7 protein-coding genes are annotated in these 12,310 nt (G+C 67.1%); 1 reads left to right on the top strand and 6 read right to left on the bottom strand.

The genetic code is table 11. From position 1 onward, the window contains the following. Positions 1-150 precede the first annotated feature (150 nt). On the top strand, positions 151-1,239 hold the full coding sequence (gene ugpC / locus Q0581_RS05465; protein ID WP_298698338.1) for a sn-glycerol-3-phosphate ABC transporter ATP-binding protein UgpC: 1,089 nt from the start codon (positions 151-153) through the stop codon (positions 1,237-1,239). Between the two features lie 31 nt (positions 1,240-1,270). Here the strand turns inward: ugpC and Q0581_RS05470 are convergent, their stop codons facing one another. From Q0581_RS05470 to Q0581_RS05495, 6 genes are all read right to left on the bottom strand, one after another. Beyond that, complete coding sequence (locus Q0581_RS05470) at positions 1,271-4,429, bottom strand: discoidin domain-containing protein (RefSeq protein WP_298698339.1); 3,159 nt, start codon at positions 4,427-4,429, stop codon at positions 1,271-1,273. Between the two features lie 141 nt (positions 4,430-4,570). Next, the gene (locus tag Q0581_RS05475) at positions 4,571-5,386 is read right to left on the bottom strand and encodes a carbohydrate ABC transporter permease (RefSeq protein ID WP_298698341.1); all 816 of its coding nucleotides are present in this window, start codon (positions 5,384-5,386) and stop codon (positions 4,571-4,573) included. A gap of 172 nt (positions 5,387-5,558) precedes the next feature. Beyond that, positions 5,559-6,503: a sugar ABC transporter permease gene (locus Q0581_RS05480; protein ID WP_298698343.1), complete on the bottom strand. Its 945-nt coding sequence runs from the start codon at positions 6,501-6,503 to the stop codon at positions 5,559-5,561. After that, a complete protein-coding gene (locus Q0581_RS05485; protein WP_298698344.1) occupies positions 6,500-7,771 on the bottom strand; it encodes a sugar ABC transporter substrate-binding protein in 1,272 nt (423 codons plus the stop codon). Before Q0581_RS05485 ends, Q0581_RS05480 begins: the two co-directional genes overlap by 4 nt. Continuing rightward, complete coding sequence (locus Q0581_RS05490) at positions 7,768-9,207, bottom strand: glucoamylase family protein (protein WP_298698346.1); 1,440 nt, start codon at positions 9,205-9,207, stop codon at positions 7,768-7,770. The genes Q0581_RS05485 and Q0581_RS05490 overlap by 4 nt, the downstream gene beginning before the upstream one ends. A gap of 86 nt (positions 9,208-9,293) precedes the next feature. Next, positions 9,294-12,302 carry a TonB-dependent receptor gene (locus tag Q0581_RS05495; protein ID WP_298698348.1) on the bottom strand — a complete coding sequence of 1,003 codons (3,009 nt, stop codon included), beginning with the start codon at positions 12,300-12,302 and terminating at the stop codon, positions 9,294-9,296. Positions 12,303-12,310 lie beyond the last annotated feature (8 nt).

Raw genomic sequence — 12,310 nt, forward strand, 5'->3', positions numbered from 1 at the left:
AGCACCTCGTTCACACCGAGGGGGTCACAGGTTCAATCCCTGTCGCATCCACCATTCCCCACTTGCAGAGAGTCGCCCCCAGCCCCGCCTTGCGGTGCGGCTGTAACCGTTTACGGTGGTGGCAAAAGAAAGTTCGGGTGAGGAAGATCGATGGCGCAAGTCCGGCTGACCGGCGTGACCAAGGCGTTCGGCGCGGTCCAGGTGCTGAAGGGCGTCGATCTGGACATTGCGGACGGCGAGTTCGTGGTCTTCGTCGGCCCGTCCGGCTGCGGCAAGTCGACCCTGCTGCGCACCATCGCCGGACTGGAAGAGGCGACATCGGGCACGGTCGAGATCGGCGGGCGGGTGGTCAACGCACTGTCGCCGTCGGATCGGGGCATCGCCATGGTGTTCCAGTCCTATGCGCTTTATCCGCACATGACGGTCTATGAGAACATGGCCTTCGGGCTGAAACTGGCCAAGGCGGACAAGGCCGAGATCGACCGCCGGGTGCGGGCGGCGGCCGAGACCCTGAACATCACCGACTATCTGGACCGCAAGCCCAAGGCCCTGTCGGGCGGCCAGCGCCAGCGGGTGGCCATCGGTCGGGCCATCGTGCGCGAGCCGGAGGTGTTTCTGTTCGACGAGCCGCTGTCGAACCTGGACGCCGCCCTGCGGGTGCGGATGCGGTATGAGTTCGCCGCCCTGCACCAGCGGCTGAAGACCACCATGATCTATGTCACCCACGACCAGGTCGAGGCCATGACCCTGGCCGACCGGATCGTGGTGCTGAACGGCGGGCGGATCGAACAGGTCGGCGCGCCGATGGAGCTGTATGAGCACCCCAAGAACCTGTTCGTGGCCGAGTTCATCGGCAGCCCCAAGATGAACCTGATCGCCGCCCAGGTGACCCAGGCGTCGGCGGCGGGCGCGACGGTGAAGACGGCCGGGGGCGAGACGGTGACGGTGGCGGTGGACGCCTCTGCCGCAAAGGCCGGGGACACGGTCACCCTGGGCGTGCGGCCCGAACATCTGACGCTGGACGGCGACGGCGGCGCCCTGGCGACCACGGCGGACTTCGTCGAGACCCTGGGCAACGCCACCTATGCCTATGTGCGTCATCCGGGGTCGCCCGAGACCCTGACGGTGCAACTGCCCGGCGATGTGCGGCCGCGGGCGGGCGACGCCATGACCATGCATGTCGCACCAGGCCAAGCGCATCTGTTCGATGCGGACGGGGCGGCGTTCAAGAGACTCTGATCCTTCTCCCGCAAGGGGAGAAGAATCGCCTTCATCGCATCTCGACCCGGCGGGCGCCGACCGGGATGGACAGTTCGCCGTCAGCCCATTCGGCCGCCTGTCCGTCGATGGTGACGCGCGCGGGCGGCGTGGCGTCTTCGGGCCAGCGCAGGGCGAAGCCGCCGGGCGGAACCGCGCCGGGCGCCAGGGTCAGGACATAGGCCACCCCTTCCCGCTTCAACCGGTATGACAAGGCGCCATGGGCGGTGCGAAGCCGCTCGACCCCCACGCCCGCCTCGCTGTCGATCCAGGCCAGGGGCAGGCCGGCGGCCAGCACCAGGGCGCCGTCGCGGTCGCGCTCATAGGCGAACAGGTCCAGGGCCGAACGAATGTAGTCCGAGCTGATCCAGGCGTGGGGCATGTCGCCGATGAAGACCGGCCGACGCTTGTCGCGCCCGGCCACCTCGGCCCAGCCGTTCCAGGCGGCGGGTCGAACGTCGTGGAACATCCAGTTCAACGCCTGAAGCGCGCGGTCGCGCTGGCCCAGCCGCACAAAGGCGCCGACGACGCGCAGCTCGTAGGGCGTATAGACATCCCAGTCGTCGCGATTCGACAGACGTTCCTGGAAATTCTCCCAGTATTTGTCGAAGGTTCGGGCCAGAAGCTGTTGCGGCAGATCGTCGATCAGGCCCGCAGGCGACAGGCCGATGGTGGTCGAGGTGGCGTCGAAATCGCCCCTGTCGGCGGCGCCGGCGATCCAGTCAATGCCGTGATGCGCGGCCGTGTTGCGGATCGAGGCCATCAGGTTGGACCGGAACTGACCCGTCGCGGTGCGGATGCGCGCCGCCTCAGCGTCCTCGCCCAGAACATCGGCGATGAAGGCCGCATCGCGATAGCCCAGCAGGCCCCAGAAATCGTCCCAGTAGGAATAGGCCGGACGGTCCGAATAGCCCTCGTGGCTGATCGACGGCGGCAAGAGGCCGAACAGATGCGCCTTGTCGGCGGCTTCGTATTCGGCGGTGCGGGTCTCGGCCCGCAGGGCGTCCATATAGGCGACGGCTTTTTTCACCGGCCCCCACACCTGGCGCAGCAGGGCGTCGTCGCGGGTGTAGCGCCAGGTTTCGGCCGCCAGGAAGATGAACTCGCCGTGGCTGTCGTTCTCGGGCACCGGGTCGGCGCCGCGCGCATCGACGCAGCAGGGAACCTTGCCGTTGTCGAACACATAGGGGGCGTACCAGCGTAGATAGTCGGCCGACAGATCGGCGTGGCCCAGGCGGTTCAGCCCCTCGGCCATCATGGCGCCGTCGCGGATCCAGCTGCGGTTATAGCTGCGGGTGCCGGGCTGCAGGATCGGACCCTGGCGCGACATCAGCATGTGCGCCAGCGACGAACGCAGCACATCCTCGATCCGCTGGGCCTCGGGCGGCAGGATCAGATCGACCCGGTCCAGCTTCTGACGCCAGCCGGCGGCGACGCGGTCTTCGACCCCATCCAGCATCGCCCCGACCGAGCCGGTCACGACCGGCGTGGGCGCGCCGCCCGACAGGGGCGCCATCCAGCCGAAGGTGCGGCGTTCGCCGGGCGCCAGGGTGACGTCATACAGCAGGGCGCCGGACATCAATTCGGTGGCGTCGGATTCGACCAGACGCTGGGTCGCCGGCGACCGGCGGCCGGTGGCGATCAGGCTCTGGGGATCGGCGCCGGCGTCGAAGGTCGCGGCCGTGACGCCATCGGGGCGGGCCAGGGCATTGACGCGGATGGCGTCGTTCAGCACCAGGGCGCCGCCGTTCCAGTCGATCTGCATCAACGGCCCGACGCCGCCGGGGATGGCCAGGAACTGTTTCGGTCCATTGACCTGATACGGCCGCGCCGCCAGCGCCAGGGTCAGGGTCAGCGGGCGTGGCGAGGTGTTGATCAGGTCGTATCGGCCCCACAGTTGCGCCTGATCCAGCGTTCCGTCCGCGAAGGCGGTGACCGTCAGGCGCCAGTCGCCGGCGGTCCAGGTGACCGAGGGGATGGGCAGGTCGTCGTCCCTTTGGCCTTGCGTCACATTGACGTCGGCCCAGGTGAACAAGCGGCCGTCCTGCAAGACGAACGGCTCCATCGACGGGCCGGAGCGGCGCAGTTCGATGGCGCCGTCTTCGCCGATCAGGCCGCTTTCGCCCCCGCCGTCGACGCCGACCAGGGTCCAATAGGGCTGCTCGCCATGGAAGCCGCGCGGATACAGGCCACGGCGGCTGCGCTGGGCTATGGCCTCCACGAAGGCGGTCGGGTCTTCGCCGAAGGCCAGGGGTTCGATGCGCAGATCGTTCAGGGCGTATGCGGTCTGCTCGCCGCCCTGCCCTTCGGTCAGGATCAGGCGCAGGTGGCGGGCCGAGGCCTCGGGCGTGCGCAGCCAGTCGGTTCCGCCGTTTCCGCCGCTGACCGAGGCGATGGGGCGCCAGTCGCGCCCGTCCGACGACGCCTCGACGCGATAGGCGGTGGCGGCCGACCGGGGCGCCCAAGTCAGGGTCAGGCCCCCGAACTCGCGCTCATAACCCAAGTCCAGCGTCAGCGACTGCTCCCTCAGGGCGGCGGTGCGCCAGGCGGTGGCAGGGTCGTCGTCCACCGCGCGGGCGGCGATGTCGGCGCCCGCCTGGCTGCTGGCGGCGGCGACCGGGCGCGGATCGACCGACGGGACCGGCGGCAGTTCGCGGATCGACAGCTGGTCCACCTCGATGAAGCCCAATCCGCCCTGGCCCGCCGTGATCACGAACTCGATGCGGGCGGCGCCGGTGAAGGCCTTGTCGGTCGTCGGCCCCCAGGCGAAGGCGATCTGGCGCTTCTTGATGGTGAACAGGGTCCAGCCGTCCGGCGCGGTCCAGCCGGGCACGCGGCGCCAGTGGACGTTCTCGCCGCTGGCGTCGACGAATTTGATCTCCAGCGTATTAGTCGGGCCTTCGCCGCGCACCCAGAAGCTGATCTCGTAGTTGTCGGGCGTGTTCAGATCGATGGCCCGCGCCGCGAAGGCGTAGCCCGACCGGCCGTTGAAGTCATAGGTCAGGCGCATGGCCTTGCCGTCTTGGCCATCGACCGCGCTGACGGCCGAATCCACGTCGGTCGAGGCGTCGGCGGCCCACGGCGTCAGATCCTCGAAGGCGTCCAGCACCCGCGTCTGGGCGGCGGCCGGGGTGGCCAGCAGAAGGGCGAACAGGGCGATCAGCAGACGCATGACGGACTCCGAAACGATCCTCCCCCATCGGGGGAGGGGGACCACCCGAAGGGTGGTGGAGGGGGCTGGAACCGCCAGTGTCCGGGGTTGCCCCCTCCACCGCTTCGCGGTTCCCCTCCCCCGGTGGGGGAGGATTTGCAGTCAGCCCTTCACGCTGCCCGCGAGCATGCCGCGGATGTAGTAGCGTTGCAGGGCCAGGAAGAGGATCAGCACCGGGGCCACGGTCACCACGGCGCCGGCCATCATCATTTCGATGTCCTGGACATGCTCGCGCGACAGGGCCGCCAGGGCCACCGGCAGGGTGTAGTTCGACTGGTCCGTCAGGATGATCAGCGGCCACAGGAAGTCGTTCCAGCTGCCCAGGAAGACGAACAGGCCCAGGGTGACGATGATCGGCTGCAGGGTCGGCAGAACGACGCGGCGGAAGATCTGGCCTTCGCTGGCGCCATCGATGCGCGCGGCCTCCAGCATCTCGTCGGGGATCGACAGGGAATACTGGCGCACCAGGAACAGGCCGAAGATCGACGCCAGCCAGGGCACCAGGGCGCCGGCATAGGTGTTCACCAGCCCCATCCCCTTCAGCATCAGGAACAGCGGCAGGGTGCCGATCTGGGCCGGAATGACCAGGGCGCCGACCAGCAGCTGGAAGATGCGCTCACGCCCCTTGAAGTTCAGCTTGGCGAAGGCGTAGCCGGCCGGCACCGTGAACGACAGGGCCAGCACCGTGGCCAGGGTCGCCAGGGCGAAACTGTTCCACATATAGCGGCCCATCCCCTGCCCCACGAACAGGTCGCGGTAATGATCCAGGGTGATGGTTCGCGGGATCAGCGGCGGCGGGAAGTTGGCGGCCGCGCCCGTCGGCATCAGGCTGACCGACAGCATCCACAACAGCGGAAACAGCACGATCAGCGCCACGACGGCGACAGCGAGGTTCAGGACCAGGGCCTTGATTTTCATGCCCGCCCTCCCCGCTCGTCATCCTCGGGCTTGACCCGAGGATCAGAGGTCAGGACAGGCTGGACATAGCCGATGCGGCTCAGGCCGTGCGCATGCATTGACCCTAACGGAGCCGACGGTCTGATCCTCGGGTCAAGCCCGAGGATGATGGTTTGGGTTGGGCCGGAGGCGATCATGTCTGGCTCCCGAGGCGGCGCGCGACGGCCAACTGGACCAGGGTCACGGCGAAGATGCACAGGAACAGGATGAAGGCCACGGCGCTGGCGGACCCCAGGTTCCACCATTTGAAGCCTTCCTCGTACATGAAATACAGCACCGTCACGGTCGATTGGGCGGGGCCGCCCTGGGTCATGACGTAAGGCTCGGCGAACAGCTGGAAGAAGCCGGCGACCGAGATGATCGACACCAGAAGCAGCGTCGGCGCGATGGCCGGCAGGGTGACGTGGACGAACTGCTTCCACGGCCCGGCCCCGTCGATGCGGGCGGCCTCGTACAGCTCGTCCGGCACGGTCTGAAGCACGGCCAGGAAGATCAGCATGTTGTAGCCGAAGATCTTCCACACCACGAACATCAGGATGGCCGGGATGGAGGTCTCGGGCTGGCCCAGCCAGTCGACCGGCGACAAACCCACCGACTGCAGCGCCCAGTTGATGACGCCGTATCGGGTGTGCAGCAGATAGCGCCACACCACGGCGGTGGCGACCAGGGTGGTGACGAAGGGAGCGAAGAACATCACCCGCCAGATCGGCCGCCATTTCACCACCCGCGCATTCAGAATCACCGCCGCCCCCAGGGACGCCGCGATCGACAGGGGCACGCCCAGGACAGCGAACCACAGGGTGTTCTTCATCGCCCCCCAGAACAGCGGATTGGTCAGCAACTGCTCGTAGTTCTTCAGGCCGACGAAGCGCAGATTGTTCAGGTCGGCCAGGGCGTAGATGTCGAAGTCGGTCAGGCTGAGCAGCAGGGCCGACACCACCGGTATGACGAAGAAGACGGCGATGGCGATCAGGGCCGGCGCCACGAAGCCCCAGGCCGCGCGCTCGCGGCGGCCGATCCCATGGCGGCGCATGGGTTTGGCGGCGACGGTGTTTGCGGCGGCGGGCACATCGGTCATGCGCTGCGCCCCCGGTCCAGCATCCAGCGGCGCTTCTCCAGCAGGCGGTCGGCGCGGCGGTTGATCTCGGCGCCCGCCGTCTCGGGCGTATATTCGCCGCGCACCATCCGTTCGGCCACGATCTGCATCTCGGTGACGATCCGCTCCCACTCCGGCGCCTTGGGCACGGCCTCGGCGCGGGCCAGCTGGCTCTCGAAGGCCTTCAGATAGGGGTCGTTCGCCACCGTCGGGGTGGACCAGGCGCTGCGCCGGGCGGGCAGGTCGCCGGTGATGCGCGCGAACTCGGCCTGAACCCCTGGCTCCAGCAGGTAGCGCACCAGGGCCCAGGCGGCCTGCTGGTTCGGGGACGACCGGAACACCGCCAGCGACGATCCGCCGGGCGCCGAGGCGCCGGGGCCGGTCGGGCCGGGCACGCCGGCGGTCATCCAGCGGGTTTCCGGCGGCAGGCGACGGCGGAACTCGCCCACGCTCCACGGGCCGGACATGTAGAAGCTGAAATAGCCGCGCTGGAACTCGGTCCAGACGTTCGAAATCTGGGTGTTGGACGCCAGCGGGGCCAGCCCCTCGTCGAACAGGCTCTTGTAGAAGGCCAGGGCCGAGATGAAGCCGGGGCTGGCGAAGTTTCCGCGCGTGGCTTCGTCGATCAGCAGCGGCTCGTCGACCTGAAGCCCCAGGGTCAGAAGCTGCTCGAACTCATTGACCGGCAACAGGATCGCATAGTTGCCCGGCCCCGCCACACGCTTGACCGCATGCATGGCCCGCTTCCAGTCGGCCCAGGTCGTGGGCATGGCGTCCCAGCCGGCGCGCGCCAGCAGATCGGTGCGATAGAACAGCAGCCGGGTGTCCACATACCAGGGCGTGGCCATGGCGCGGCCGTCGATGGCGTTGGTGTCCAGCACCGCCGGGAACTGGTCCGTCAGCAGGTCGCGCGCCATGTCCGGCGTGGGCGACAGGGCGCCGATGGCCGACAGTTCGGCCACCCAGGTGTTGCCGATCTGGCTGACGTCCGGCAGCGAGTCCCCCGCATAGGAGGTCAGCAGCTTTTCGTGCGCCGCCGTCCAGGGAATGACCTGGACCACGACCTTCACGCCCGGATTGCGCCGCTCGAACTCGGGGATCAGGTCGCCGACATGGTCGCCCTCGTTGCCCATGGCCCACAGGCGCAGGCGGGTGACGCCGTCCTGTCGGCCACAGGCGGCCAGGCCCGACGCCGCCGCCCCGGCCATCAGGCCCAGCGCCGCGCGACGATCGGGCCGGCCGTCGATCATGCCTGGTCCAGCCAGCCGCCGGTGAAGCCCGCGCGCTTCAGGCCGCGCATCAGGTTCGGCTCGCCGCGCATGTGTTTCCACACGATGTCCGAGCGGTGGTTTTCGGTCATGACCACGATCGGTCCCTGGTCGATGCCCAGATAGTCGCCGTCGACCCAGCCCACGCCCTGAACCATCTTGCCGTGCAGCAGCGCGGGCACGTTCTCGGCCTGGCCCAGCGTCGGGTTGAAGGAATCCAGGAAGCCCCATTCGGTATAGACGCCCGCCCCGTACCTGGCCTTGATGGCCTTGACGCAGGCGGTGACGTCGTCGGGCGCGAAGGGCATGGACCCGGCCGCCGCCGTGGGGGCGATGGTGCCGTCGTCGCGCGCGCCGGGGCCGCGGGCCGAATAGCTGAAGAACTCGCGCTCGCGTCCCTCGACCATCAGCTTGAAATCGCCCGGCCCATCGCAGGCCGTCAGACCCCAGACCTCGGCCGAATAGCCGGTCCAGCCCATCGGATTGTCCGTGCCGTATTTCTTCTGCGCCTGGATGGCGCGGCGGCTGTTCTCGAAATAGTCGAACGGCGCCCCCAGCTCGGTCGACTTGGCGCGCAGCCAGGCGTCCTGAATGCCGCGGAAGTCGATGAACATGTGGCTGTACTGGTGTCCGAACATGGGCGCGAAATGCAGGTGCGCCGGCCCCCATTGGTCGGTCCAGCTGCGGTCATAGACGCTGCACCACTCGGTCCAGACGGTTTCGGGCACAGGGTGGGTCGGGCTGCCCATCGCCATCAGCAGCACGATCATCGCCTCGTTATAGACGTTCCAGTCGTGCGGGATGTGGCCGGTCTCGGGGTGCCAGCCCATCGAGATGCGGTCGGTGCGCACGATGGCCCAATTCCACTCGATGCGATCATAGATGGCCTGGGACAGACGCCGGATCTCGGCCTCTTCGGCGTGGTCGCCGTCGAACCAGCGTGCGGCGAACAGCATGCCGGCGACCAGCAGGGCCGTGTCCACGGTCGACAGCTCGGTCTGACCAAAGCGGTGGCCGGTCTTCATGTCCAGGAAGTGATAGAAGAAGCCCTTGTACCCGCCGACGCCCGTTGCTTCGGGGCCTTGGGGCAGGTCGTGGAAGAAGCGGACGGTGTTCAGGGTGCGGGTGCGCGCTTCTTCGCGCGTCATCCAGCCGCGTTCGACCCCCACGGGCCAGACGGCCAGGGCGAAGCCGACGGCGGCGACCGAGGCGAAGCTCTCGGTGGGCCAGCGGTCGCGGGTCAGGCCATTGGACCGGTCCGTCGCCTCGATGAACCAGCGGAAGGTGCGTTCCTGAAGCTCGTCGATCTCGGGGTCCAGCACCAGCGGCGTCGCGGCGCCCGGTTTGGTCCCACAGGCCCCCAGCGCCAGAGCGGCGGCCCCGGCGGTCGATCCCAGAAGAAACAGACGACGATCCATGGGCGGCCTCATACTCAGAATGAACTCATACCAAAAAAGAAGGGCCGCCTCCCTCTCGCAAGGAAGGCGGCCCCAGGCTCAGGAGATTACCAGCGGTAACGCAGACCCAGCTGGATGCTGCGGGTCGGCAGATACTGGTTCGTCGGCTGACCATACCGGGCGTTGGTGAAGTTGGTCTCGAACGACGAATAGTTTTGGAAGTTGAAGATGTTGATGCCGTCGATGGTGAATTCGACCGCATTGCCGTCCCACAGCTCCAGCGTCTTGGCCAGGCGCAGATCGATCTGGCGGAAGGCGAAGGCGTTGGGGATGATGAAGCTCTTCTTGTCCGGATAGGCGGCGTTCCAGCAGATGGCCGGTCCGGGCAGTTGAGCGTCGGGGCAGCTGTTGATGTTGTACGGCTTGCCCGAAGCCAGGGTCAGGATCGACGACAGCTTCCAGTCGCCCGGAATACGCATCGTGCCCGAGGCGACCAGCCGGTGACGATCGACGTCGGGCGAGTTGAACGTCGGGCTGATGGCCACCGTGGCGTAGTCGAAGTCGAAATTGCCCAGGCCCTGACCACGGCTGCCGTTCTGGGTCGAGTCCGCCAGGGTGTAGGCGACGTTGAAGCCCCAGCCGTCGATGTCGTTGTAGGGACGGTCGATGGTCAGATACATCGCCTTGTATTCGCGCTCACGGCTGTGGTCGGAATAGAAGACGCTGTCGTTGAAGGCGAACGGACGGCTCGTCGACGGATCGATGAACTGCGACGGACGCACGGTCAGCTGGTTCAGGTTGTTGACGTTCAGGCGCGACCACTGGAACTCGTTCTCGGTCTTGGCGTAGCTGAAGGTCAGGGCCGTCTGGATGTCCCAGAACTTCTGACGGATGCCGAAGTTGAACTGATCGGTGCGCGGCGGGGGGGCCGAGTTGTCGATCAGGAACACCTCGCCGTTCGCCGTGGTGCCGGCCAGCAGCGCATCCAGACCTGCCGCCGTGGCGTAGATCGGGTTCCAGGCCACCGTGTCGGTACGGCCGCCGAACGTACCGCCGGCGGGCGAGAAGTAGATGGTCCGGTTGCGCTGATAGGGCTTGAACCGCTCGTCGAAGGCGAAGTTGAAGCCGATGCGGTCGAAGTAACGACCGGCGCCGCCGAAGATCACCGTCCGCTCGTCGCCGAAGACGTCGTAGCTGAAACCGATGCGCGGCTGCCAGGCGTTGGTGTAGGCGTCACGGCCGTTGGTGATGTAGTTGGCCGGGTTCACCGGCGGCTGGAAGGCCGCATTGGTCTGGAAGGCGGCGATCAGGTCGCGCACCACCTGAGGCGTGGAATAGTCGTTGTTGACCGCGTTGTCCTCATAGTCCCAACGCAGGCCGATGTTCAGTTCCAGCTTGTCGGTGATCTGCCAGTCGTCCTGGATGTACAGGCCCCAGACGTTGTTTTCCGCCTCGGTCGGATCAACCGGCAGGTTGACGCTGACCTGGGTCGGGATGGTGGTCGAACCGAAGATCTCCGGCCGCGCCTGCACATCGTAGGTGAAGAACGGGTTGCGGTTGAACTCCTTGGACACGCCCAGCGTCTGCCTGGAGTATTTCACGCCCATTTTCAGGGTGTGGCTGCCCATCCACTGCAGGTCGGTGAAGGTCAGGTCGTTCTTGATGGTCCAGGCTTCCTGATCCAGGTCCTGGTTGTTCGCGCCGCCACCGAAGTTGAAGATGGTCGCTTCGATCTGGTTGTAGGCGAAGTTGAACGCGCCGCCCGCCACGTTGTCGCGGAACACCACATACCGGCCCGCCGACTGGTCGAAGTTCAGCGCGCGCGGGTTGTAGACCGAGTTGAAATAGTCGATCGAGAACTCGTTCAGGAAGCCATCGCCCTGATACTGGTGACGCAGAACAATCGAGCGGGTCGAGCCGTTCACCGCCGTGGCGCGGTCACGCGACGTCGGGCCGTTGCCGAAGTCACGAACGTCCTGCTCCTCGCGATAGGTCGCCGACAGGTCGATGCGCTGGCGGTCGTCGATCTGCCAGGACAGCTTGCCGAAGGCCAGGTCTTCCTCGAACGGCGCCTCGAAGGTGCCCAGCTCGTTGGTGAACAGGCCATTGTAGGCCGTCTGGTTCAGGAACACCGAACGTTCGCGCGTCTCTTCCTTGCGCTCATAGCTCAGGAAATAGTGCAGCGTGTCCTCGATGATCGGGCCGCCGACCGAGCCGCCGTACTGCAGGCGGTCCAGGCGGGCCTTGGACTCGCCGCGACGACGGGCGAATTCGTTCTGGGCCGTCCAGTCGCCGTTCTGCCAGAAGACGAAGGCGTCGCCGGTGAAGGTGTTGGTGCCCGAACGCGTGACCGAGGTGATGATGGCCGACGAAGCCTGTTCGTACTCGGCCTTGAAGTTCTGGGTCAGGACGCGGAATTCCTGAACCGCGGCCTGCGGGAACGGGTTGCCGCGGCTGTCATCCTGGCCGGCGATGCCGCCGTCGGTGATCAGCGACTTCTGGCTCTGGCCGTCGATGAAAACGTTTACAGTCAAGCTCGGCTGACCGCCCGCCGAGATGGTGCGTTCGGTGTCGCCTTCCTGCACCTGCACGCCGGGAGCCAGGGCGGCGAAGTTCAGGAAGTTGCGGCTGATCTGCGGCAGGTCGTTGATCTGCTGCTGGGTGACGTTGGTGGCCACTTCCGAAGTGCGGACTTCCAGCAGGCGGCGGCCGGTCACGACGATGTCGTCAACCGCGGCGGCGCCGTCGGCGGGCGCGGCCGAGGCGGCGCTGACGTCCAGATTCAGCGTGGTGACCTGACCCAGGCCGATGGTCACGGTGTCGGTGGTCGACTGGCCGTCCGCCGTGGTCACGGTGACGCGGAAGGTGCCGGGGCGCAGGCCGGGGATGACATAGCCGCCGTCAGCCGACACGCGGCCGCGGTTGACATAGCCGGTCGACACTTCGGTCGCGGTGACCGTGCCGCCGGTCTCGATCTGGCCGCTGTCATAGACGGTGCCGCGCAGGGTCGCCGTGGACGACTGAGCCATGGCTCCGCCGGCCGCCAGCAGGGACGCCGCGACCGCCAGGGCCGAAACGGTCCCCAGGGTGCGATAACGTTGGGTCTTGATGGTCATGGGCTTTT

The sequence above is a fragment of the uncultured Brevundimonas sp. genome (assembly GCF_937863155.1).
Taxonomy (GTDB): Bacteria; Pseudomonadota; Alphaproteobacteria; order Caulobacterales; family Caulobacteraceae; genus Brevundimonas.

Excerpts from the sequence above, each read along its gene's own strand:
- ugpC (WP_298698338.1), top strand. The coding sequence starts at position 151 with ATGGCGCAAGTCCGGCTGACCGGCGTGACCAAGGCGTTCGGCGCGGTC.
- Q0581_RS05470 (WP_298698339.1), bottom strand. The coding sequence starts at position 4,429 with ATGCGTCTGCTGATCGCCCTGTTCGCCCTTCTGCTGGCCACCCCGGCC.
- Q0581_RS05475 (WP_298698341.1), bottom strand. The coding sequence starts at position 5,386 with ATGAAAATCAAGGCCCTGGTCCTGAACCTCGCTGTCGCCGTCGTGGCG.
- Q0581_RS05480 (WP_298698343.1), bottom strand. The coding sequence starts at position 6,503 with ATGACCGATGTGCCCGCCGCCGCAAACACCGTCGCCGCCAAACCCATG.
- Q0581_RS05485 (WP_298698344.1), bottom strand. The coding sequence starts at position 7,771 with ATGATCGACGGCCGGCCCGATCGTCGCGCGGCGCTGGGCCTGATGGCC.
- Q0581_RS05490 (WP_298698346.1), bottom strand. The coding sequence starts at position 9,207 with ATGGATCGTCGTCTGTTTCTTCTGGGATCGACCGCCGGGGCCGCCGCT.
- Q0581_RS05495 (WP_298698348.1), bottom strand. The coding sequence starts at position 12,302 with ATGACCATCAAGACCCAACGTTATCGCACCCTGGGGACCGTTTCGGCC.